Raw genomic sequence first — 23,870 nt, 5'->3', positions numbered from 1 at the left:
ATGCTGCGACTCTCAGACAGTTAACAACCCTATCTGTTCCCGGGCACGGATACGGGCCTCGGCGTCCCTGGCAAAGATGATGTCAAAACTGTTGGCCGGCTCTACCGCAATCGCCGCCAGTGTTCGCTCTATGATAACGGGGATATCCGCAAAACACAGGTCGCCCGCCAAAAACGCAGCAACCGCCACCTCGTTGGCAGCGTTCAGAACCGCCGGTGCGGTACCGCCCGCCTCGAAGGCCTCGGCCGCCAGCCGCAGGCAGGGAAAACGCACCAGGTCTGGCCGCTCGAAATGGAACCGGCCAATGGCAAACAGATCCAGAGGCGCCACACCCGCGTCTATGCGTTCTGGCCAGGCCAGGCCGTTGGCAATCGGGGTCCTCATGTCCGGGCTCCCCATCTGGGCCAACACCGAACCGTCGGCATACTCCACCATCGAATGAATGATGCTTTCGGGGTGAACGTGAACTTCGACATTACGGGGTGTGGTATTGAACAGCCAGCAGGCCTCGATCAACTCGAGACCCTTGTTCATCAGCGTGGCCGAGTCCACAGAGATCTTCTGCCCCATGGACCAGTTGGGATGGGCACAGGCCTGAGCCGGAGTCACCAACCTTAGCTGGTCGGCACTGAATTCCCGAAAAGGGCCGCCCGAGGCGGTCAGCAGGATCCGGGTAATACCCGCACCCTCCGGATCCCTCACCTTGTCCGCCGGCATGCACTGGAAAATGGCGTTATGCTCGGAATCAATGGGCAGGAGTTCGGCGCCGGAGGCGGCCACCGCATCCATAAACAGCTTGCCCGACATTACCAGGGCTTCTTTATTGGCCAGCAGCACCCGCTTGCCCGCCCGTACCGCCGCCAGCGTGGGAGACAGGCCGGCAGCACCCACGATCGCAGCCATCACGGTGTCGGCTTCCGGGGCCGACGCCACTTCACACAGACTCTCCTCACCGCCCAGCACCTGAATGTCAGGCACGTTGGCGAGCAGAGCGGCCAGGGTTTTCGCAGCCTCGGGACAGGCCATGACGGCTACCTGCGGGCGAAACTCCCGACACAACACCGCCATTTCGTCGGCACGGGTGTTCGCAGTGAGCGCATGGACGGTAAAGCGCTCCGGATGGCGACGAACGACATCCAGCGTGCTGAGTCCGATGGAGCCCGTGGCCCCCAGAAGACTGATTCGGCGAACGACCATAGTCACCACTGCCCGGCTGTCAGCCAACCCAGTTTGGTCACGATGAGCGCAAACACCGGAATAGCGGCCGTCAGGCTGTCAATTCGATCCATGATCCCGCCATGGCCTGGCAGCAACTGGCTGCTGTCCTTGATCCCGCGATAGCGCTTGAGCATGCTTTCAAACAGATCCCCCAGGACCGACACCAGACCGGTCGCAAGACTTGCAATCACCAGCAAGAAAATCTCGGAGAGTCCGGCGGAGGCGAGGAAACCGATCAACAGAGCAAACAGGCCAACTGCAAGAAGCCCACCCCAGACGCCGGCCCAGGACTTACCGGGGCTTACCCGGGGCGCCAGTTTGGCCTTGCCAAAAGCCCGGCCCGCAAAATAGGCGCCGATGTCGGCTACCCAGACCACGCAGAACACGTACAGGATCAGCAGCAAGTTGCTACTGCTGTCACCGAACTGAAAGCCACCGGTGCGCATATGGTTGAGCCCGACCCAGGCCGGCACAAGCACCAGCAGCCCCATGGCCGCCCTGACCGGCAGACTGCCCCATCGCTCAGAGCCGGCCGGATAGCTGCGCACCAGGAGGAAACACACCAGCCACCACACCAGCGCCAGCCAGAGCACGACTTCAAAAGGAACGTTCAGCAGGGCGAACAGGATTGCCGCCGTTATCAGGGCGTAGACTACCCGGCCGGCGCCACTGCCCACGCCTGCCATGTTCGCCCACTCCCAGGCGCCAACGGTGATGATGGCACCCGTGAACAATGCGAAGCCCAGAGGCGGAAGGAAAAAAATCCCGCCAATTGCGATCGGGGCGAGGACCAGTGCAGTGATAATTCGGGTTTTTAACACGAGTAAAGTCGCTATCGTTCGTTATTGTTGTAGAGCCTTGGCGGCGATCTGATCGTCCGTCTGGCCAAAACGGCGCTGCCGACCGGCGTATGCCTCCAGCGCCTTGCGCATTTCCTCATGCTGGAAGTCTGGCCAATAGACCGGTGAAAAGTACAGTTCCGTATAGGCGAGGTGCCAAAGCAGGAAATTGCTGATGCGCTGTTCACCCGCGGTGCGGATCATCAGGTCAGGTACCGGAAGATCGCCGATACTGACGTGTTGCTGAATCAGGTCGTCGGTGATATCGGAAGGCTCGATCTGCCCTGCCCGAACCTTCTCGGCTATCTGGCGCGTGGCCTGGCTGATGTCCCAATGTCCGCCGTAGTTGGCGGCGATGACCAGCGTCATCTGAGTGTTGTTGCGGGTCAGTTCTTCTGCCGCCGCCATATGCTCCTGAAGCGTGGGACTGAAGGCCGAACGGTCACCGATGATACGAAGACAGATGTTATTGCGGTGGAGCTTGCGAACTTCGCGCTCCAGCGCCAGCAGGAACAGTCTCATTAGCGCCGAGACTTCGTCCTTCGGTCGGCGCCAGTTCTCGCTGGAGAAGGCGAACAGGGTCAGCACTTCAACCCCCTCACGGGCACAGGTTTCCACAACCGCCCGGACCGCATCCACGCCGGCCTTGTGGCCTGCTACACCCTTCAATCGGCGGGCCTTGGCCCAGCGATTGTTACCATCCATGATAATGGCCACATGCCGGGGCCGGCTGTCTGCCGACACCGGAAACTCTGCGGATACCGTTCCCGTCATGAAATCCCCTGTGCGGCCGGGACAGCGTGCCCTCCCGGCCAGTCAGTTCGCTTGCAAGTGAACCAGGCGGATCAGACCGCCATCAGGTCCTCTTCTTTGGCCTTGAGCATTTTCTCAACTTCCGCGATGTAGCGGTCAGTGAGCTTCTGGATCTCATCCTCACCCTTGCGCTCGTCGTCCTCGGTGATTTCCTTTTCCTTCAGCAGTTCCTTGATCATGCTGTTGGCATCGCGACGAGCGTTACGGATGGAGACGCGGCCGTGCTCGGCATCCGCCTTGGCCTGCTTGACCATTTCACGGCGGGTTTCTTCCGTGAGCATCGGCATCGGCACGCGGATAATGTCACCGCTGGTGGCCGGATTAAGCCCCAGGTCTGACATCATGATTGCTTTCTCAATGGTGGGGACGAGGTTCTTCTCCCACGGTGACACCGTGAGGGTCCGATTGTCCTCGATGTTGACACTGGCCACCTGCTTGAGCGGTGTTTCCTGACCGTAGTAATTCACCATGACGCTGTCCAGGATGGACGGATGCGCGCGGCCGGTCCGGATCTTGTTGAATGCCGAATGCAGAGCGTCCAGGCTCTTTTTCATCTTTTTCTCGGCTTCTGCTTTGATGTCGTCAATCACTTCATCATCCTCGATTCGTTCGTCATTTCATTCGCTGATCAGGCTGCTGCATCGGACAGCCGGGTTATTCGATCAGTGTACCTTCTTTTTCACCGGTTACGATGCGGGTCAGCGCGCCTGGGCGGTTCATGTCAAATACCCGCAGCGGCATTCCATGATCACGGGCCAGGCAGATCGCGGTCAGATCCATCACACCGAGCTTCTTGTCGAGCACCTCGTCGTAGGTGAGGTAATCGTATTTTTCGGCACTGCTGTCCAGATGCGGATCGGCTGAGTATACGCCATCCACCTTGGTGGCCTTCAGTACTGCGTCCGCCTCAATCTCGATACCCCGCAGGCAGGCTGCGGAATCTGTGGTGAAGAACGGGTTGCCAGTACCGGCACAGAAAATCACGACATCGCCGTCCTTGAGGTCACGAACGGCGCGCCTGCGGTCATAGTGCTCAACAATCCCGCTCATGGGAATGGCCGACATTACACGGGTACGGATGTTGGAGCGCTCCAGGGCATCGCGCATGGCAAGACCATTCATGACCGTTGCCAACATGCCCATGTGGTCGCCGGTCACACGGTCCATGCCGGCGGCATTCAGGGCCGCGCCCCGGAACAGGTTTCCGCCACCGATCACGAGGCCAACCTGCACACCGATGCCGATCAGCGCGCCGATTTCAAGGGCCATGCGGTCGAGAACTTTGGGATCAATACCGAAATCGTGTTCCCCCATCAGGGCCTCGCCACTGAGCTTGAGCAGAACACGCTTGTATCTGGGCTGGGTTTTCGATGAAGTCGGCATGATGATCCCCTTGTCGTCTGTTGGCTGCGCTCCGGCGTGGTATCCGTTGCAGGCTTGTATCTGACATACTCCTCTCACAAAAGGGGTATCTCAGATACAAGCCCGCCACGAGAGCCGGGACACCCGGCTAACGTGGCAGACTCAGGTGACGCAGCAAGCCCGAAGACCCGCTGCGCCAGAACGAAGGATCAGGCCTTGCCTGTGCCAGCTGCAGCAGCAACCTCGGCAGCGAAGTCCACCTCTTCCTTCTCGATGCCTTCACCCACTTCCAGGCGAACAAACCCAACCAGCTCACCGCCGTTGGACTTGATCAGCTCGCCCACGGTCTGGTCCGGGTTTTTCACGAAAGGCTGTTCGACAAGGCTGTTCTCCTTGAGGAACTTCTTGATGCGGCCGCCCATCATCTTCTCGACGATCTCGGCAGGCTTGCCTTCCATATCCGGCTGGGCCTTGATGACTTCTTTCTCTTTCTCGAGCTCTTCAGCCGGCATATCTTCCGGCTTGCCAACACGCGGGTTAACAGCCGCAGCGTGCATGGCGATGTCACGAGCCACCTCAGGATCGCCAGCGGTCAGAGCCACAACGGAAGCGATCTTGTTGTTGCTGTGCACATAGCCACCAACAACCGGACCTTCAACCTTGACAATCCGACGCACGGTGATGTTTTCACCGATCTTTTGAACCAGCGCCTCACGCTTGCTCTCCAGATCGCCTTCCATCAGTTTGGCAACGTCGGTTTCGCCCTTGCTGAAAGCAACGTCCAGCACTTCATTGGCGAAGTTCAGGAAGTTGTCGTCACGAGCGACAAAGTCGGTCTCGGAATTCACTTCCAGAATGTAGGCCACGGTGTTGTCGTCGGAAATCTTGATCAGTGAAGCGCCCTCAGCGGCGGTGCGGCCGGCTTTCTTGGCGGCCTTCAGACCAGAAGACTTGCGCAGCTCTTCGATTGCCGCGTCAACACTGCCCTCGGCTTCTACGAGCGCCTTCTTGCACTCCATCATGCCAAGGCCGGTACGCTCACGCAGCTCTTTGACCATTGCAGCGGTAATTGCAGCCATGTTCAATCCTCTTAACTGTTCCGAATTCGGTGGGAAGGAGCGCCCGCAATCACCGCGAGCGCTCCTCAGATCTTCAACGTGAAGGTAAAGCGTTACTCAGCGGCCGGAGCAGCGCCTTCAGCGTCTTCGCTGACTTCAACAAACTCGTCAGCACCGGCACCGGCAGACTGGGCTGCTTCGATGCAGGTATCAGCAACGGCTTTCACGTAAATCTGGATCGCACGGATGGCGTCGTCGTTGCCCGGAATGATGTAGTCCACACCGTCGGGATCACTGTTGGTATCGACCACACCGATCACCGGAATGCCCAGCTTGTTGGCTTCCTTGATGGCGATGCGCTCGTGATCCACGTCGATCACAAACATGGCGTCGGGCAGGCCACCCATGTCCTTGATACCGCCGATGGAGCGCTCCAGGCGGTCCATTTCACGGGTGCGGTCCAGGGCTTCTTTCTTGGTCAGCTTGTCGAAGGTACCGTCCTGGCTCTGGGTTTCCAGGTCACGGTAGCGACGGATGGACTGACGAATGGTCTTGTAGTTGGTCAGCATACCACCCAACCAGCGGTGGTTCACGTACGGCTGGCCAGCACGCTCAGCTTCTTCCTTGATGATCTTGGCGGCGGCACGCTTGGTGCCAACGAACATGATCTTGTTCTTGTTCTCTGCCAGCTGCTGAACGAACTTCAGCGCGTCGTTCATGGCAGGAACAGTCTGCTCGAGGTTGATGATATGAATCTTGTTACGGGCGCCGAAGATGAACTTCGACATTTTCGGGTTCCAGTAGCGGGTCTGGTGACCGAAGTGAGCACCTGCCTTCAGCAGGTCACGCATATTTACCTGAGCCATGATAGTTACCTTCTTTAGCTTCGGGTTAGTCCTCCACGTGTCCGATCATCCCAACCTGACTCCTTGAAACCAGAAGCAGGCACCCTGGGATAACGTGTCGACACGTGTGTGAATTTGCCGGATTCGTTTCCAGCGGGCGCGTTTATACCATAATCGGCCCATCGGACGCCATTATTTTTGCGCGTCCGCTTCCTTGTACCCGGGCAGCAGGCCCCTTAAAATGCCGGTTTGACACACATCGACGGGAAACCCAATGCAGGTATCGATCAAGACTCCGGAAGAAATCGAAAAGATGCGCGTTGCAGGTCGTCTGGCGGCCGACGTTCTTGAAATGATCGGCGAGCATGTGAAGCCGGGCGTTTCTACCGAAGAACTGGACCGGATCTGCCACGACTATATAGTCAACGAACAGAAAGCGATTCCGGCGCCGCTGAACTACAAAGGGTTCCCAAAATCCATCTGCACCTCGGTGAATCACGTCATCTGCCACGGCATCCCGTCCGAGAAGAAAATTCTGAAGGACGGAGACATCCTGAACATCGACGTCACCGTAATAAAGGATGGTTACCACGGTGACACCAGCAAAATGTGGATTGTCGGCAAGCCCAAGCCCGGCACCGAGCGCCTGATCCAGATCACTCAGGAGTGTCTTTACAAGGGCATCGAACTGGTGAAACCGGGCACGCGACTGGGCGACATAGGCCATGTGATTCAGCAGCACGCCGAAAAGCACCGTTATTCGGTGGTACGGGACTACTGTGGTCACGGTATTGGTGCTGTCTTCCACGAGGAGCCCCAGGTAATGCATTACGGCAAACCCGGTACCGGCATGGAGCTGAAAGAAGGCATGACCTTCACCATCGAGCCCATGATCAACCAGGGCAAGTACCAGACCAAGCTGCTACCCGACGGCTGGACAGTGGTAACCAAGGACCACAAGCTTTCAGCACAGTGGGAGCACACCATCCTTGTGACCGCAGACGGCCACGAGGTTCTGACCAAGCGAACGGAAGAATCCTTCTAAGTGGACCTGAGCGAGCTGGAATCCCGCATCAGTAACGACCCCTCTCCGGTAAAGGCGGCACGTGAGCTATTAAAGGAGAGATACAATGCGGATGCCGAGGCGTTCCGGCAGGGTGCGGATGTCCGTGCCCTTGTCCACTCCCGGGCCGACACCGTCGACACCGTGCTTCGGCTGATCTGGAACCGCTACCCCTTTGCCCAATCGTCCGACATCGCCCTGATTGCCGTCGGTGGCTATGGCCGGGGAGAACTGCACCCCCACTCGGACATTGACCTGCTGATTCTGACCCGCAACGGCATCGATGAAGCCTGGCAGGAAGACCTCGGCGCCTTCGTGACTCTGCTCTGGGATCTGCGACTGGATATCGGGCACAGTGTTCGCAGCATTGAGGAAAGCAAGGCTGCGGCCCGGGAAGACGTGACCATCCTCACCAACCTTCTTGAAACACGGACCATTGCCGGGCCTGATGAGCTGCGCAGTGAATTGAGCGAGCAGGTCTACTCCGACAACGTCAGCACCGACCGCGACTACTTTATTGCCAAGCGGGAAGAACAAAAGGAGCGCCACCAGAAATACGGCGACACCGAGTACAACCTGGAACCCAACGTTAAGGGCTCCCCAGGCGCCCTGCGCGACATCCAGACCATCGGCTGGATTACCAAGCGCCACTTTGGCCTGCAGAACATTGCCGACCTGACGCGGTTCAGCATCCTGACCGAAGAGGAACACCAGATCCTGTTTCAGGGCGAAACCTTCCTCTGGCAGTTACGGTTTGGCCTCCAGCTACTGGCGGATCGCAACGAGAACCGGCTGCTGTTTGACCACCAGCGTGCCCTGGCCCAGATGCTCGGCTACAAGGACGAGGGCAAGCGCCTGGGCGTCGAGCTGATGATGCAGTCCTATTACCGCACGGTGCTGGCGCTGGCCGAGCTGGCTGACGTGATCCTTCAGTACTACGACGAAGCCATCCTCGGCAGCTCGTCCGACGACGCCATCCAGCCCATTAACAAACGGTTCCAGATCCGCAACTACTACATTGAGGCGGTGAACAACCAGGTGTTCGCCTACGCGCCCTACGCCATCATGGAAATCTTCGTGCTGATGGCCCAGCACCCGGAGATCAAGGGCATTCGCGCCACCACCATCCGCTCGCTCCGGGCTCACCGCCACCTGATTGACGACGCCTTCCGGTCGGACCTGGCCGTCACCACGCTGTTCATGGAGCTGCTACGCACCCCGCACGCGCTCGACCAGACCCTGTCGGCCATGAAGAAGTACAACGTGCTGGGCCGGTACCTGCCGGAATTCGGTCAGATCATCGGCCAGATGCAGCACGACCTGTTCCACATCTACACCGTGGATGCCCACACCATGCGGGTGATCCGCAACATGGTCCGCCTGGGGAGCGCCGAGGCCCGCACCGAGTACCCGCTCGCCTCGCGCCTGATCCACCGGCTGCCCAAGCTGGAAACCCTCTACATTGCCGGCATCTACCACGACGTCGCCAAGGGCCGGGGCGGAGACCACTCGGAGCTCGGCGCCATTGATGCCGAGGCCTTCTGCGCGCGGCACCATCTGAGCGAACGGGATACCCAGCTGATTTCATGGCTGGTGGAGAACCACCTGCTGATGTCGATGACGGCCCAGCGCAAGGACATTTCCGACCCGGACATCATCCATGGCTTTGCCCGGGCGGTCCCCAGCCAGGCACACCTGGATTACCTGTACGTACTGACCGTCTGCGACATCAGCGCCACCAACCCGAAGCTCTGGAATACCTGGCGTGCCTCGCTGTTGCGACAGCTCTACATTGAGACCAAGCGCGCCCTGCGTCGTGGCACCGAGACACCCATCGACCGGCAGGAGTGGGTGCGGGCGACCCAGTCCGAGGCGCGGGAAATCCTCCATGCCCAGAACATGTCGGACGAGCAGATCGACGCCATCTGGGACACCGTTGACGAGGACTACTTCCTCCAGGACTCCACAGTAGATATTGCCTGGCAGACCGCAGCGATCATCCGCCACGGCGACAATCCCGACCCGCTGGTGCTGATACGCGACACCCGGGGCGGCCCCACCGACGGCTATTCCCAGATCATCATCTACATGAAGGACCGGGTGGCCCTGTTTGCCGCCACCACGGCCGTGCTGGAGCAGTTGAACCTGAACATCGTTGATGCCCGGATCAGCTCCAGCGAAGGCCCCTACTCCATCAGCTCCTACGTGGTTCTGGACGAGAAAGGCCAGCCCCTGGGCATCGACCCGGCCCGCAAAGAGCGCGTACGCCTGCGCCTGGTTGAAGAGCTGGACGACCCGGAGGACTACCCGGACATCATCCATCGTCGCACGCCCCGGCAGTTGAAGCATTTCGCCTTCCCGACGGAGGTGACCTTCTCCAACGACACCATCAACCAGCGCACGGTGATGGAAGTCATTACGCCGGACCGGCCGGGCCTGCTGGCCCGCATCGGTCAGGTGCTACTGGAGCATCGGGTTCGCCTCACCAACGCCAAGATTGCGACCCTCGGGGAGCGAGTGGAAGACGTATTCTTCGTGACCGACGAACACGGCGAGCCACTCAGGGACCCGGCGGTGTGCCACAACCTGCAGCAAGACCTCTGTAAAATGCTGGACGACATTCAATGAATCCGAACCTTGACAGACTTCACCCCTACCCGTTCGAGAAACTGGCCAAGCTGAAAGCCGGCATCACCGTGCCCACACACCTCCGGCCGATTTCCCTGGGTATTGGCGAACCGAAGCACCCATCGCCGGAATTCGTCAAGAACGTGATTGCCAACAACCTCGACAAGCTTGCCAACTACCCCACCACCCGGGGTACCGACGAGCTGCGCGAGGCCATCAGCGCCTGGGCAACCCGGCGGTTCAACCTGGCTCCGGGCAGCCTGAGCGCGGCCCGCCACATCGTACCGGTCAATGGTACACGGGAAGCGATTTTCTCCCTGGTGCAGGCCGTCGTCGACAGCAGCAAACCGGCGAAGGTGGTCAGCCCCAACCCTTTCTACCAGGTGTACGAGGGCGCGGCTTTCCTGGCCGGGGCAGACCCGGTTTACCTGCCCTGCGACGGCTCCAACGGCTTCATACCGGACTTCGATGATGTGCCGGCAAGTACATGGCGTGATTGCCAGGTGCTGTTTCTCTGCTCTCCCGGCAACCCCAGCGGCACCGTGATTCCAAGGGAAACCCTGGCAAAGGTCATTGAACTGGCCGACCGGTACGATTTCATCGTTGCCTCCGACGAGTGCTATTCGGAACTCTACCCGGATGAAGGCAACGCTCCAGAGGGTTTGCTACAGACCTGTGCCGCCCTGGGTCGGGACGACTTTGCGCGCTGCGTGGTCTTCCACAGCCTGTCCAAGCGCAGCAACCTGCCTGGATTGCGCAGCGGCTTTGTCGCCGGCGACGCCCGGATTCTCGACGGCTACCTCAAATACCGCACCTACCACGGCTGTGCCATGCCCATTCATAACCAGTTGGCCAGCATTGCAGCCTGGAACGACGAGGACCATGTTCGGGAGAACCGCGCTGCCTATCGGGCCAAGTTCGAGGCCGTGGTGCCGATTCTCCGTGAAGTTATGGCGGTGGACTTTCCGGACGCAGGCTTTTACCTGTGGCCAGAGACGCCCCTGGACGACGAAACCTTCGCCCGTGAGCTGTCAGCGCAGCAGAACGTTCATGTTCTGCCCGGCCGCTACCTCTCCCGAACGGTCAACGGCCACAACCCGGGCGAAAACCGCGTGCGGATGGCCCTGGTGGCTCCGCTGGACGAGTGCGTGGAAGCCGCGCACCGGATTGTTGAATTCGTAAAGGCAAACAAGGCATGAAGCTCTACGGCATCAAGAATTGCGACACCGTGAAAAAAGCCCGCAAGTGGCTGGATGAAAACGGCATCGGGCATGAGTTCCACGACTTCAAGAAAGACGGCCTTGATAGCGAGCTGCTCTCGCAATGGGAACAGGCCGTTGGCTGGGAAACCCTGCTGAACCGGCGCGGCACCACCTGGCGCAAACTTCCCGACGAGGTTCGTGATACCATTAGCGCCCAAAGCGCCCACGACATCATGCTGGAAAATCCGTCCATCATTAAACGCCCGGTCGTCGACCGTGACGGAGAGATCTCCGTCGGCTTCAACGCCGACGAATGGGCCAGCTGGGGCAACTGATTCCATTATCAATTCCGAGAACAGGCAATTTCAGACAACAGGAGCAACCATCAGATGAGTTTTGCATTCGGTATCGGCATCGGCACCCAGAACAACCAGGGCGAGTGGCTGGAAGTGTTTTACCAGCAGCCGGTCATGACACCCGACAACACCCTGATGGATGTGGTCTCCAACGCCCTGGACTATCGCGGTGGCAACCAGGCCATCAGCGCGTCGGCCGAGCAGCTCAGCCATCTTTCAACCGCGCTGCGCCAGGCCGGGCAAACCGACCAGGCCGCACTTGCAGAGAAAGCGGCCAGCAGCAAGCGCCCGGTGGTGGTCACTATTCTGGAAACCGACGACACCGCCTCCAGCACCCCGGAGGTCTACCTCAAGCTGCACCTGATTTCTCATCGCATGGCCAAGCCGCACGGCCTGAAACTGGACGGCATTTTTGGCCTGCTGCCGAACCTGGCCTGGACCAATGAGGGCGCCATCGACCTGAACGAGCTTTCCGAGCGCCAGCTCCGGGCACGCCTGGAAGGCCGCACCCTGGAAGTGAAGTCCGTGGACAAGTTCCCGCAGATGACCGACTACGTGGTGCCCAAAGGTGTGCGTATCGCCGATACCGCCCGGGTTCGCCTGGGCGCCTACGTGGGCGAAGGCACCACCGTGATGCACGAAGGTTTCATCAACTTCAACGCCGGCACCGAAGGCACCAGCATGATCGAGGGCCGCATCTCGGCCGGCGTTTTGGTGGGCAAGGGCTCCGACCTCGGCGGCGGCTGCTCCACCATGGGCACCCTCTCCGGCGGCGGCAACATCATCATTTCCGTGGGCGAGAACTGTCTGATCGGCGCCAACGCCGGTATCGGCATCCCGCTGGGCGACCGTTGCAAGGTAGAAGCGGGCCTGTACATCACCGCCGGCACCAAGGTGGCCCTGCTCGATGACAACAACGAGCTGGTGGAAGTAATCAAGGCCCGGGACCTGGCCAACCAGGCAGACCTTCTGTTCCGCCGCAACAGTCAGACCGGCGCCGTGGAATGCAAGACCAACAAGTCCGCCATCGAGCTGAACGAAGAGCTGCATGCAAACAACTGATTCCCCGACCCTCGATCTGGCCATCGACCTGATCCGCCGGCCATCGGTCACCCCCGATGACGCCGGCTGTCAGGAGCTGATGATGTCGCGACTGGCACCCCTCGGCTTCGCCGGAGAGCACCTGCGCTTTGGCGATACCGACAACCTTTGGGCCCGCAAGGGCTCCGGTGGCCCGGTGCTGGCCTTTGCCGGCCACACCGACGTGGTTCCCACCGGCCCGGAGAAAAACTGGGCCCACCCGCCGTTTGACCCGGTGATCCGGGACGGCTTTCTGTACGGTCGGGGCGCCGCGGATATGAAAGGCAGCCTCGCCGCTTTCGTGACCGCCTGCGAGCGTTTCGTGGCGGCCTACCCGAACCATCGCGGCTCCATCGCCCTGCTGATCACCAGCGACGAAGAAGGCCCGGCCCAGCATGGCACAGTGAAGGTGGTGGAAACCCTCGAAGCCAGGAACGAAAAGATCGACTGGTGCCTGATCGGCGAGCCATCCAGCACCCGCGAAGTGGGTGACGTGATCAAGAACGGGCGCCGCGGCTCGCTGCACGGCTACCTGACGGTTCGCGGTGTTCAGGGCCACGTGGCTTATCCGCATCTGGCCGAGAACCCGGTGCACTCGGTGGCGCCGGCTCTGGACGCGCTGGCCAAGGAGTTCTGGGACAACGGCAACGATTTCTTCCCGCCCACAACGTTTCAGATTACCAAGCTGGAAGCCGGAGTCGGCAGCAACATCATTCCCGGCGAATGCCTGGTGCATTTCAATTTCCGTTACTGCACGGAAAACACGGCTGAGAGTCTCGAGGAACGGGTGGTAGCCATTCTTGATCGGCACAACCTCAAGTACGACCTGCAGTGGCATTTGAGCGGTCGCCCTTTCCTCACCGATCGCGGCGCCCTGGTCTCTGCGAGCCAGGACGCGATACGGCGGGTAACGGGCCGTGAAACCGAGCTTTCCACCTCCGGCGGCACCTCCGATGGTCGCTTTATTGCCCCCACAGGCGCACAGGTGGTGGAACTGGGCCCGATTAACGCCACCATCCACAAAGTGGATGAGTGCGTGAAGGCCAAGGATCTGGACACACTGTCGGAGATTTACGAGCAGATATTGATCGACCTGTTGGCCTGATTTCCAGGGCAGGTCACTGGAAAACAAAAAGGGAAGAGGTCGAACCTCTTCCCTTTTCCGTTTCAGGGGACTGTCGCTCTCAGTAATGCGGGGGTGGTGTCTCTTCCTGCTCGGACTTGATGTTTGACGGCGAGACATCCTTGAGCTGTTTATGCAGCAGGCGCTTGGCCTCCCAAAGCTCCCGGATGTCCATCTCCTGTTTCGCCACCTGTTCACTGAGGGTATTGATCAGGTCATCCTGGAACGCGAGCCGCGTTTCCAGCTCTTCCAGACGGGTCTCCAGATCGTTCTGGCTCATTGGCTTCGGGCTCTCCCCTGCGTCGCTCTCTGAAGAATGTGATCGATAACACTGACTGCGCCGTTGCTTGGTCAGCGCTCGGGATAATCTGGTATCATGCGGCTTTTGCCCGCCAGCGCTCCCTTTTCACGGGAATTGGCGGTTGTCACCGGCCGGATGTGCGATTTTACCCGATATCCGGTTTTTACCGTTAGCGTTACAAGAATGGAGAATTTTCAGTCAATGCGTAATCCATCCAAAGCGATCCTTGTTGCTCTCCTGATCGCCATTCCAGCTCCCCTGGTCCTTGCCCTGCTGCTCACCCTGACCCCGGAGCCGCTGCGCCTGATTGCTGCGGGCCAGCTTGTTGAAGCTCTGGGCAGCAATGGCGGCATTCTCGCCTACATCCTCACACTGGTGCTCTTCGGTATTGCGGGCTTTCTCGCCGTTGCCATTGCCGCCAAACAGCCGGCCCGTCAGCGTTCCTCATCGCGGCCGAGCAACCGTGCCCAACAGCAGGCCGATGACGACGACGGCTATGACGACACCGGCCCCGAAGGCAACGAGGAAGGCACCGTTAAATGGTTCAACGTGAAAAAAGGCTTCGGCTTTATCGTTCGGGACAGCGGTGACGAGGTGTTCGTGCACTTCCGCGCCATTCGTGGCCGTGGTCGCCGGGTTCTGCGCCAGGGCCAACTGGTTCGTTTCAACGTTGTGGAAGCCGACAAGGGCCTGCAGGCCGATAATGTTTCCATCCTGAGTGACTGAAGCTCGCCCGGCCTGAATCAGAAAAGGCAGCCCTCGGGCTGCCTTTTTCAGTTCCAGACCACCTGCTGCTCTCCGCGGTGGTCCAACCGCCACCATTTGCCGTCCTCAACCGGCTCGCCCTCTTTCCAGTCCCCGGGACTGCATCGGATCTCGGTGTCCAATGTGCGCCAAGCGCTACGCGCGCAGTCGAGGTCGGAGCTCCAGGGCACCGTGCTGCCCTCAATCAGCAACGAGGTGAATCGCTTCCCGAACGCTTCCGGGTAAAGGGTGATTCTAAGACGCTGCCCCTCATATCGGGCCTCTCCCTTCACCACCCCGGCGAGTTCGCGATCGTCCAGTTGCAGCTCCTCAACATGGCTAACCAGCCACTCGGACACGGCACCCGGTTTGAGGTCACGAATGTAAATTTCCAGATCCTGCACCCGCTGAATCTCCGTCCTGCTGATGATATTGCCGGCTATAGTGAACCGGCCCGGGCCGGGCTGCAACCCATCGCTCCAGTTCCTGCCTCAGATCATCCACGGTTAATTCCCGGAGAGTGCCTGCGGCTCGACGTTCATGCCAGGCCACTTCCGACGCCGCGCGATGCAGCCGTAATTCCTCCAGCGACGACTCAATATCCGCGGTTGACTCGTGTCTGGCCAGCGCCACCAGAGACTGCCGCTTCAGGGTATCGCTCTGGGCCGAGAGTGCCTGGGCCTCGGCCGGGCCTCTTCGGGCAAACAGGTTCAACCTCGCGGCGGCGCGCTCCAGCCACTGAAGCATGCCACCCGGCGTACTGACACAGCGGCTGCGACGGGACGCAACAAATCGAATAACCGGCCGGGGAATCTGTACCTGCCACTGCCGCTCAATGGCCGGCTGGTGCGCTGTCAGTATGGCCTGTCGTTGCACCACGCTGGCAATGGGCAGATCGAACGCTTCCAGTGCCCGGCCTAAGCGATGTTGCAGGGCCTGCACCGATTCATGACTGCTCGGTCCGCTCGGACCCAGCAAGATTACCGGCCCGGCCCAGCGAGGCACGAGGGTCTTCGCCAGGCTGTCCGGAACTGCCATCAACGCCAGGAGATCATCGGGTGAGATGTTGTCCAGTACCAGAACGGGCCAGCGCCGGCCATCTCCCTCGGATTCAACGCTGTCTGCCCGCCCCGGTATAACCGGCAACTCGCTGGCCATGATCTCGGTCTCACGTCGCAGATCCAGTTCCAGGTAGTCCTGTTCCAGGGCTGCAAGCATCGACTGGAGCCAGGCGGTCTTGCCCGCCCCTCGCTCCCCTCGAACCCAGACCAGCGAAGACGGGCTCACGCCAAGGCTGATGGCCACGTCCTCCGCCAGCTCTACCCAGCCTGAATCGGCGACCACAATGGGCGCCCTCTGGGACTCCTCCACAGGCGGCGACGCCCGGTCGTTAACCGAGTCCGGCCATCGGCTGACCAGCTCCAGAACCGCAACGTAGGCTTTCTCCTGCAGGCGCTCACTGGCTCGAACCAGTGTCGCCAGAAGATCCGCCCAGCCCAGCCAGGCCACCTGCCTCGCCTCTCTCGCACTGGCGAACCAGTACATCAGTTGGGAAGACAGCTGATCCTCGCCGGCCACTTCGGTAACGATGGGTTGTTCACATTGAATGGTTCGCGTGAGTTCATCCATGTCGACCCCGCAGCCCCGCAAAAATCGCGGAATGGAGGAGTCGGAGTCCAGCAGGGCGAGTAAATAATCTTCAACGGTAATGACCGAACCGCCCCGGCGTTCCACGCTTTCCCGGGCGTGTAACAGGGCGGTCTGGCACAGGGGATCCAGGCATCCTTGCCAATCTTCCATCGAACGTCTCCATGTTCTGACTGCATCATCCTGATGCGAAAGCGTTGGTGAAGCCCTGAATCATATCACTTTTTGATCGCTCAGGGCCTGCACCCGGCTACCAGGTGCCGGTGTTCTCCATGCTGGCCCAGGGTTCCTTCGGGGGCAGGGCCTCGCCCTTCTGGAGCAACTCGATGGAGATGTTGTCCGGGGTGCGGATGAAGGCCATATGACCATCCCGGGGCGGCCGGTTGATGGTCACGCCGTTGGCGATAAGGTGGTCGCACAGCGCGTAGATATCGTCGACCCGATAGGCCAGGTGCCCGAAATTGCGGCCGCCGGTGTACTCTTCCGGATCCCAGTTGTAGGTCAGTTCGATCATCGGCGCACGATCCTCGCGGGCCCGCGCCTCGTCTTCCGGGGCCGCCAGAAACACCAGCGTGAACCGGCCTTTGTCGCTGCTTTTGCGGCTGATCTCGACCATACCCAGAAGATCACAGAAAAAATGCAGCGTTTCATCCAGGTTGCTCACCCGGATCATGGTGTGAAGATATTGCATAACGCCTCCTCAAAACCGGATTGATCGTAAATTCAGAGTCTTACCTTGCCCATAGTTTACGGTATTCTGGCCCCATGGATGAAAAAACCAAACCACACTCCCTCTTTGATCTGCGCACGCCAGCGGTGCGCCACCTGGCGTGGCTTTGCCAGGCACCGCAACTGCTCCGCTCGCCCCTGACTTTCGAGCCATCTCGTTACCTGCCAGACGGCTACCAGGCTCTGCTCAGACACTGGGACCAGCATCCCGACAGCTTGCCTCCTCTGCTTCGCGAAACGCCGCCGAAGCGTCTGGGCTTCTATTTTGAGCGCCTGTACCGGGTGCTTCTGGAGGACCTTCTGGGGTGGGATATCCTGCTTCAGAACCGGCAGATACAGGCCAACGGCCGCACCCTCGGCGAGCTGGATTTCATCGTACACAACCGAAACGAGGGACGGCTTGAGCACCATGAGATCGCCATCAAGTATTATCTGGGAGTTCCGGAAACAAACGGCCTTACCCACTGGTACGGGCCCAACGCCAAGGATCGCCTGGACCTGAAAACCAGCCGCATGATCAATATCCAGAGCCAGCGAACCCGACTGCCCGAAGCGCAGGCACTGCTGGCTGAAGCCGGCGTCTCAGGGCCGATTACACCGCGCCTGTTCATGCCCGGGTATCTGTTTTACCCGTCCCGGTCGGATTATGCGATTCCCGATTACGTGCCAGCGGATCATCTGACCGGGCAGTGGCGCTACGTTTCTGAGCTCACTGCCTCATCAACCCGGCATTGGGTGGTATTGAACAAACCCGACTGGATCGGGCCCTGGCAACAGGCTGACGAGCCTCAGGAAGAGGAATTGGTCCCCGCTCTGGACACAATTGAGCAGAAGCACTTACCACTGCTGTTTGCCGCGCTTGCGCAGGATGGGCCAGATCGCTCCTGGCGGGAAGTGGAGAGGATCTTCGTGGTGCCGGAGAGCTGGCCATAAGCCCGCAATGAAGCCTCAGATCGGCCAGGCGTTCGCCGGCCGCACCTTTCGGTACTCTTCCATAGTAATCTTGCCCAGTTGCGGTGTGAGCTTGCAGGTTCGGCTGGCCCAGGGGTACGAAACCTGTCGCCGGTAAACTTCCGACCGGCCCTCGCCTTCCTTCCAGGATTCCAGGTCCAGATCGCGCCAATACCTGGGATTTCGGCCGGTTTTTAGGTCATGCTCCGCCGTTACCGGATCCAGGTGCCGGAAAGGCTCCAGGCGCGGGGTATCAGGCAACGGCTGGCTCACGTCCATGTAACGCTGCAGCATATCCCACATCGCCAACACCTCCGTCTTATCCGATTCGATGGTACTGAAGCCGGTTTTATTGAACGTTTTCTGGATATAGCGGTGCACGAGCATCAACCGATAGAACACCCCGCTTTCCTGAATGACCCGCTCGATGTAGGCATCAAATTCGACAAACGGCGCTTCAAAGAACCGGCCGCGACCAAGGGCAATTCGGACCTGACCCGTGAGGCGGTTGAATTCGCTGCATCCGTCTTCGAGAGTCTTGTCCAATTTCCTGTTGATGGCTTTCTCGAAAGGCTTGAGGAGGAATCCGAGGCCGGTGCTCATGATCCAGTTGGTGGTTGAGGGTGTGACCCAGATGGCGAAGCCGTACCACGCAATTGTCAGGACAATGCCAAGCAACCCAACCACTAATCCAGGTAGTTCCCTGACAGCATCAACTTCGGCAACCATCCAAACCATCACGGCCGGGCCCGCCAACCACAAAGACAGCACCCAGACCAATGGAATAATGAGCAAAAGGACCTTGAGTCCCATCTTGCCGTTGAGGAACCGAATTCGTTGATGATCCCACCACCAGTCCTTGGATTTGAAATCAGGATCAGTCTGCTCGTGTTCCTGAAGAGCTTCTACGTCTTGAATGGCCCCAAGAAAAGGAATCACTCCGGCATACACGCCGACAGGCTGAAGCTCTTCTCCAAATCGGTCGCGCTCCGTCGGAGCGACTGGTAGAGAATCTAATGATTGCGCTTGAAATGCTGTGACAGAGTACGTCAGCGTCGGCGAGGGGGCGCTCATATGCTCACCTGAAAAATGGCGCCATCATTGGAACGAACCGAATTCCTGCAGCGAGTATCGTCCACTCTTTTCGATCTCATGATCTTGTGCTTCCTTGCCTTCGATTATCTGGAACTTCGAGCGCCAGAGGTCCCACTCCAGGACGACCTCAGTTGTTCGTCTTAATAGATAGGTAGGCCGTCCTTTGGCACCGTCATGCAGTCATTGAGGATATCCGGGAAAACTCTTCATCAACCTGAGCAAAAATCTCCAAAACAGGCCGGCTCGGATCCGCTGCTTGCAGTTCCAGCACCCGCCTGCTCTGGCGCTTCAGTTCCTCGCTGGGACGGGCCCACTGGTCTTCGGGGAGCGGTTCGGACCACTGGGCCATGGCCCTGGGCAGTGTCTTTTGGCTCATGCGTTTGATCTTTTTAACCTCCCACTCCACCAGCCGGTTCGGGATGGTCCAGAAGGTGACCAGGTGATACAGGTACCAGCCGATCAGGTAGAGCATGCCCCGCTTGCCGTTCCTGTACTCGTCATGAAGACGTTTGCGGGCGTTGCGGAAAACGTGGACGCCCTCCCAGGGCGGATCGTCAGGACCCTGAAGCTCCAAGGGGTCCTGAATTTCCTTCAGCGTGTGTACCTCGTACTCCATGTAAGCCCGGATGGCCTCCCAGGTGCTTATCGCCTGAGGTTGGCCATAGGTTTCAAACTCCAGAGTGTATTTCTCGCCGGTTTCCGGGTGGTAGAAGCCAATGCCAAAGCCGTACTGGCGCTGTACGCCGTATTCTGTGGCGCCCTGCGCTTCGGTGACCCAGGCCACCAGCTCTTCCCAGGGGACGAAGATGGGTTCCTTTTGGCCCTTTGGGACGAAACACACTTCGCGGCGTTGACGGTTGAAGCGGGTTGGGATTACGTCTTTTAGTCTCGCATAAGCCTGCCAGCGCGGAAGAGATAGCATGAAAAGCCCGAAGAGCCCTCCCCACGCAGCTATCGAGAACCCGTAATCGAACATTTCCTGAAGTACTTCTACGGCAATCTCCAGCGATCTACCGTGGGCGACCGCAAGTCCAGATAAGATTAGCGGAAAGCCAAAAGCACCAAGCAAGAACAAGCCAAAAGGGCCGCCAAATGTCATTTGCCAACCAAATACCGAGGTCGCCTTCGCTCCAAAATCCAAGTAGCCCTCATTCACTTCTCCAACTGCATGCCCATGATCCACCCGCGGCAGGCCAGTTGGCAGGGGTTTAGGGGCGAGAAAGGTTAATCGGCCACTGGGAAAGGACTCGGAACGTCCCGCACGGGGTGGCTGTTCGGACTGAGCACTTTTTCGGTTCATCAAAAACCTTCCATTGTTATAAATGGCTGACGGAGCTGCCACCAGGTAACTGCCGCTTCCGGAGCCTCCTGCACGGGGGCCAAGGGATACTGACTATCCGGAGTGGCCTTCAGCATATAAACGGCACCGGTATAGGCTCCATTTTCCTGCAATGTTTCCAGCTTGACCATCAGGGCTAGGTCGCGCGTACGGAGGCCATGCTGAGTCTTCCCGTTGGCCGGGGGCGTGAAGGTCAGCTGCAGGTGGCCACCACCGACCGGTTGTTTCAGACTGATCAGGATTGAGCCAGTACAGGGTATCCAGGTTTCCGGTTTGAAAGAGAACATTCCCCTTTGCCCCGGCTGGATTCTCCACGCGGAGATGGACACCCGATGGGAAGCATTGCCCTCCAGGGGTTCTATCAAACTGTTCGCCGGCAAGCCGTGGCAGTTCAGTTCCAGCCTGGATGGCTGATCTTTCTCCGCCGGCACTTCATCCAGTGTGATACTGTTGCCGATCCGAGCGAAAGACTCTGCGTAGTCGGCCAGCGTGCCATTGTGGATATGTGCACGTTCCCGTGACCAAGGCGTGGTTTCTAGCCATTTATCCCGCTCGCTCAGGTTGTAACGGTTATACAGCCAGGTACCACCCAACTCAAATACCGTGAATACCAGCCCCGCAAAATTCAGGCGGAAAAACAGACGGGACAGGCCCTGGCCTGCGGTGGCCCAGGCAATGGCTTTCTTTTCTGGACCCAGAGAGGAAAGAGCCTGAAGAAATGACTGACCAGTCCGGTACAGCCCGTAGGCATTAGTGGCAGCCAAACCACCACTGCCCATCATTCCAAGCACAGCACCAGCCTGAGCTTCGGCATTGCCGGTCTGGACCGCTCTCAACCAGTTTTCTCGGTGCTTGTATGCGCTCAGGGCAGAGCTGAAAGCTCCTGCTCCATACGCAAAAATCCCCAGCCCCACATGAAGTTTACCCATCCGGATATGTACCTCCCGTAAAGCGGTGCCCTGCCACGCACTGGCCAGGTTTTTTGCCCTGGCGCCATATGCAGTGTCCATGATGCCCTGAGCAGCAAGAAAACCCGCCGCTGCGGTCGCCCACACGCTTTCATAAATGCGCTGCTTAGCATCCGGGTTCTCTGAACTCGAGCCAATCTCGTCAGAAACATTCCATAAGATTGCTAACTGAACCCCAAATATCAAAAACCCAAGCCCATCCCCTACAAGGTTCGCCCTGGGAGCCGAGCCCAAGCCATGCCGAAAATGGCCTACCAGTCGCCCAACTTCCTGCTGCGACACAGGGGGCGGCACCAAGGTTATGCCCGCACGACCGGTGGTAACTGACTCCAGTTTCAGCCCCGTATCGGTTTCCTCAACAGGGCTGAGGGCGGCTGCCACGCGCTTTCCGATCCTACGGTGCTCCTCGCGAGTGGCTTTGAAGGCAATCACCAACTCCTGAGCCCTTTCAGAGCGATGGCCATGGGTGGATTTAGCAACTTCGTGGTCGTTCTGAAGCTGCTTCATCTGTTGATCCAACTTCAGCATTTGCCTGAGGTTATCCCGGAACGTCGCCAACTCAGTTGCCGAAGCAAAGCGGAATTCCGCTTTGCCCTGGTCGATGGCATCCAGCATGCGCCGCTTGAAAAAGTACGGCAGGTCGCGGAAGAGATCATCCAGCTCCGGCAGGGTCTGGCTGCCAATAGCCTTATAAAGCTCTCCGACCGCTCGCCCTTTAGCTTTGGCAATCGCTGGAGTAATCGTGTCTCCCAGCAGCGCTGCCTTATCCTGAATTTGCTGCGTGTAGTGGGAGAAATCCGGGAGCTTCCCTTGTTCTTCCGCTTTTATCCGTTGCACCCAGGCCGCCGCGCGGGTGACTATTGCGTAGCCGGCGGAGCCAACCGCAACATAGGTTTTGGCCAGTTCTCCGTCTTTGGAGCGGTCTCTCTTTGGCAGGGTCTGAAACAGGGGACGACTGTATTGGGGGTTCTGCTCCAGCCATTCCAGCACGCCCTCGCTGGCCTCATCCGATCGGCAGATATCCTTCAGGCAGGCGTACTCCAGATCGAGGGCTGCTTCAATTTGAGCCTCGTCTGTCGGGTCAAAATACCATGCGGCCTGGTGATAGTGATTGTTCGTCACCAGCTCGAGGCGGTCACTGGTTATGTCCGTTAACAGTGCCTGCCAGCGAGACAGTTTGGCGCGTTGACAGGCCATGAACTGGTCCATGGCCTCACGGTCGATCAAGTCGTTGACTCCACGATGGCCGAAACCGCGCCCTTCCAGGATCGCTTTCAGATTTCTGCGGTAATCCTTCTCCAAAGCGACAATGCCCTCAATGTGGGATTCCACAAAATCCGGCTTGGCCCCTACCATGGCCTGTCGCACATACCACTCGTCCACCGCTCGCTGCATTTTGGGAAGGATGCCGTAAGCATTGGTTCGGTTCGCCGTGGCTCGGATCTCTTCGACCCTTGATTTAACACCGGCGGGCAATGAAAGATCGTTAGGGCCCGGCCTGCTCTCGTCCTCAAGTTGTCTCAAGGCTTCCAGCAATGCCGACTGGGTATCTGAGCGATCACTTTCCGACATGGCCTCCAGATCCTTCCGCATGGAGACAATGGCGGGATGATCCGAGTTGGTCATCATCGCATCCAGGCCCTGCTCATCCACCAGGGTCATGGACTCTATCAAGGTGCCAAGAAAATAGTCCCGCTCCTCGTTTCCCTCCTCGGTCCAGCTTTCGAGCCACCCCACAACATCATCTTGATGCTGGGCAAGGTCAAGCATCACACCCACGTCGTCCCTCAACACAAGGCAGAGGCAATTGGAGACATCGTCGATGGCCTGCTGTTTGATCAGCTTGCCGAACCGGCTCTTGTGGTAATAGGGCTGATTTTCCCAGTGATAGGGTTCGTTTTCCTGCGGATGAGCACCTTCGAGGGCTTCCGGTGTGTAGTCCTCAGCAAATTCAGCCACCCATTGCTTGGCCTGTTCGGGCGTCAGTAAGTGCTTGCCGCCGTTCAGCGGCGAGGCATCGGCCAGCTCAACGTTCTGCAGCAGCGCCTGACGCTCTTGGGGATCACCCAGTACCTGTGCTTTCTTACGGGCGGTCCATGCCAGTTCCGAGAAGGTAACGTAAAGCGTATGGGATACCGGGTACTCCAGCTTGCCATCGTTGTGGCCGGTAAGCTCTCCGTTCTCATGGAGATACTCGTGGAGCTCCCCGGCATCGGCATCCAGAACATACAGGTACCCATTCCTGAGAAGACGGTAGCCCAGTGAACGCGATGTAAGCGAATACGGGTACCCTGGATCAGTATCCTCAGGCGCGACCTCAACTCGCCCATACCGGATGGGCAGCAGGTGCACAGTCTTGAGCAGTGGGCAGGAAGCACTTTCATCAATGGGAGTACCTGGCTGCTCCCAGCACAGGAGATCACTGCTTGCCCGTTCGTCAGAGGGCCGTTGTATCCGAGTCATGGTTCATCCTTGATCCAATAATGATGTCGCGTCAGGCAGAGTACCG

General features: G+C 59.1%; 22 protein-coding genes. 8 read left to right on the top strand and 14 right to left on the bottom strand.

The window, feature by feature from the left end; all coding sequences use genetic code 11:
• Positions 1-12: 12 nt before the first annotated feature.
• From ispC to rpsB, 7 genes are all read right to left on the bottom strand, one after another.
• A complete protein-coding gene (gene ispC, locus ACFC20_RS05310) occupies positions 13-1,197 on the bottom strand; it encodes a 1-deoxy-D-xylulose-5-phosphate reductoisomerase (protein ID WP_375192092.1) in 1,185 nt (394 codons plus the stop codon).
• 2 nt (positions 1,198-1,199) lie between these two features.
• The gene (locus tag ACFC20_RS05305; RefSeq protein WP_375192091.1) at positions 1,200-2,039 is read right to left on the bottom strand and encodes a phosphatidate cytidylyltransferase; all 840 of its coding nucleotides are present in this window, start codon (positions 2,037-2,039) and stop codon (positions 1,200-1,202) included.
• Between the two features lie 21 nt (positions 2,040-2,060).
• Positions 2,061-2,831: a polyprenyl diphosphate synthase gene (gene uppS, locus ACFC20_RS05300; protein ID WP_375192090.1), complete on the bottom strand. Its 771-nt coding sequence runs from the start codon at positions 2,829-2,831 to the stop codon at positions 2,061-2,063.
• A gap of 71 nt (positions 2,832-2,902) precedes the next feature.
• Positions 2,903-3,460, bottom strand: a complete 558-nt coding sequence (gene frr, locus ACFC20_RS05295) for a ribosome recycling factor (RefSeq protein WP_375192089.1) — start codon at positions 3,458-3,460, stop codon at positions 2,903-2,905.
• 64 nt (positions 3,461-3,524) lie between these two features.
• Positions 3,525-4,253 (bottom strand): UMP kinase, encoded by a 729-nt coding sequence (gene pyrH / locus ACFC20_RS05290; RefSeq protein ID WP_375192088.1) that lies wholly within the window; start codon positions 4,251-4,253, stop codon positions 3,525-3,527.
• 188 nt (positions 4,254-4,441) lie between these two features.
• The gene (gene tsf, locus ACFC20_RS05285; RefSeq protein ID WP_375192087.1) at positions 4,442-5,311 is read right to left on the bottom strand and encodes a translation elongation factor Ts; all 870 of its coding nucleotides are present in this window, start codon (positions 5,309-5,311) and stop codon (positions 4,442-4,444) included.
• A gap of 92 nt (positions 5,312-5,403) precedes the next feature.
• Positions 5,404-6,156: a 30S ribosomal protein S2 gene (gene rpsB, locus ACFC20_RS05280; RefSeq protein ID WP_091992117.1), complete on the bottom strand. Its 753-nt coding sequence runs from the start codon at positions 6,154-6,156 to the stop codon at positions 5,404-5,406.
• Between the two features lie 253 nt (positions 6,157-6,409).
• On the opposite strand from rpsB, the gene map reads away from it, so the two are divergent.
• Genes map through dapE form a run of 6 tightly spaced genes read left to right on the top strand, consistent with a single transcriptional unit; the run spans position 6,410 to position 13,569 of the window.
• Complete coding sequence (map, locus tag ACFC20_RS05275) at positions 6,410-7,180, top strand: type I methionyl aminopeptidase (protein ID WP_091992116.1); 771 nt, start codon at positions 6,410-6,412, stop codon at positions 7,178-7,180.
• Positions 7,181-9,826, top strand: coding sequence for a [protein-PII] uridylyltransferase (locus tag ACFC20_RS05270; protein WP_375192086.1), 2,646 nt, complete (start codon positions 7,181-7,183; stop codon positions 9,824-9,826).
• Entirely contained in the window at positions 9,823-11,025 is a 1,203-nt protein-coding gene (gene dapC, locus ACFC20_RS05265; protein ID WP_375192085.1) for a succinyldiaminopimelate transaminase, read from the top strand. Before ACFC20_RS05270 ends, dapC begins: the two co-directional genes overlap by 4 nt.
• Complete coding sequence (locus tag ACFC20_RS05260; RefSeq protein WP_375192084.1) at positions 11,022-11,363, top strand: ArsC family reductase; 342 nt, start codon at positions 11,022-11,024, stop codon at positions 11,361-11,363. Before dapC ends, ACFC20_RS05260 begins: the two co-directional genes overlap by 4 nt.
• A 54-nt stretch (positions 11,364-11,417) precedes the next feature.
• Positions 11,418-12,446, top strand: coding sequence for a 2,3,4,5-tetrahydropyridine-2,6-dicarboxylate N-succinyltransferase (dapD, locus tag ACFC20_RS05255; RefSeq protein WP_375192083.1), 1,029 nt, complete (start codon positions 11,418-11,420; stop codon positions 12,444-12,446).
• Positions 12,433-13,569 (top strand): succinyl-diaminopimelate desuccinylase, encoded by a 1,137-nt coding sequence (gene dapE, locus ACFC20_RS05250; protein ID WP_375192082.1) that lies wholly within the window; start codon positions 12,433-12,435, stop codon positions 13,567-13,569. Before dapD ends, dapE begins: the two co-directional genes overlap by 14 nt.
• A gap of 79 nt (positions 13,570-13,648) precedes the next feature.
• Here the strand turns inward: dapE and ACFC20_RS05245 are convergent, their stop codons facing one another.
• Entirely contained in the window at positions 13,649-13,867 is a 219-nt protein-coding gene (locus tag ACFC20_RS05245; protein ID WP_091992110.1) for a SlyX family protein, read from the bottom strand.
• A 222-nt stretch (positions 13,868-14,089) separates the two neighbouring features.
• Between ACFC20_RS05245 and ACFC20_RS05240 the strand changes: the two genes are divergently transcribed.
• Positions 14,090-14,614 (top strand): cold-shock protein, encoded by a 525-nt coding sequence (locus ACFC20_RS05240; RefSeq protein WP_375192081.1) that lies wholly within the window; start codon positions 14,090-14,092, stop codon positions 14,612-14,614.
• Between the two features lie 47 nt (positions 14,615-14,661).
• Here the strand turns inward: ACFC20_RS05240 and ACFC20_RS05235 are convergent, their stop codons facing one another.
• From ACFC20_RS05235 to ACFC20_RS05225, 3 genes are all read right to left on the bottom strand, one after another.
• Entirely contained in the window at positions 14,662-15,036 is a 375-nt protein-coding gene (locus ACFC20_RS05235) for a hypothetical protein (protein ID WP_375192080.1), read from the bottom strand.
• Positions 15,008-16,432 carry a Clp protease N-terminal domain-containing protein gene (locus tag ACFC20_RS05230; protein ID WP_375192079.1) on the bottom strand — a complete coding sequence of 475 codons (1,425 nt, stop codon included), beginning with the start codon at positions 16,430-16,432 and terminating at the stop codon, positions 15,008-15,010. Before ACFC20_RS05230 ends, ACFC20_RS05235 begins: the two co-directional genes overlap by 29 nt.
• A gap of 97 nt (positions 16,433-16,529) precedes the next feature.
• A complete protein-coding gene (locus tag ACFC20_RS05225; protein ID WP_375192078.1) occupies positions 16,530-16,970 on the bottom strand; it encodes a VOC family protein in 441 nt (146 codons plus the stop codon).
• Positions 16,971-17,044: 74 nt separating this feature from the next.
• Here ACFC20_RS05225 and ACFC20_RS05220 point away from each other — a divergent pair, with 74 nt between their 5' ends.
• Positions 17,045-17,941, top strand: coding sequence for a DUF1853 family protein (locus ACFC20_RS05220; protein WP_375192077.1), 897 nt, complete (start codon positions 17,045-17,047; stop codon positions 17,939-17,941).
• Positions 17,942-17,956: 15 nt separating this feature from the next.
• Here the strand turns inward: ACFC20_RS05220 and ACFC20_RS05215 are convergent, their stop codons facing one another.
• The 3 genes from ACFC20_RS05215 to ACFC20_RS05205 all read right to left on the bottom strand — a co-directional run bounded on the left by ACFC20_RS05215 (position 17,957) and on the right by ACFC20_RS05205 (position 23,824).
• On the bottom strand, positions 17,957-19,033 hold the full coding sequence (locus tag ACFC20_RS05215) for a hypothetical protein (RefSeq protein WP_375192076.1): 1,077 nt from the start codon (positions 19,031-19,033) through the stop codon (positions 17,957-17,959).
• A gap of 193 nt (positions 19,034-19,226) precedes the next feature.
• Complete coding sequence (locus ACFC20_RS05210) at positions 19,227-20,354, bottom strand: hypothetical protein (protein ID WP_375192075.1); 1,128 nt, start codon at positions 20,352-20,354, stop codon at positions 19,227-19,229.
• Positions 20,354-23,824, bottom strand: coding sequence for a toxin VasX (locus tag ACFC20_RS05205; protein WP_375192074.1), 3,471 nt, complete (start codon positions 23,822-23,824; stop codon positions 20,354-20,356). The genes ACFC20_RS05210 and ACFC20_RS05205 overlap by 1 nt, the downstream gene beginning before the upstream one ends.
• Positions 23,825-23,870: the final 46 nt, after the last annotated feature.

It is taken from the genome of Marinobacter sp. (assembly GCF_041984545.1).
Classification (GTDB): Bacteria; Pseudomonadota; Gammaproteobacteria; order Pseudomonadales; family Oleiphilaceae; genus Marinobacter.
The sequence above is the reverse complement of the archived record's forward strand: the minus strand, read 5'-3'. Positions and strand labels throughout refer to the sequence as shown.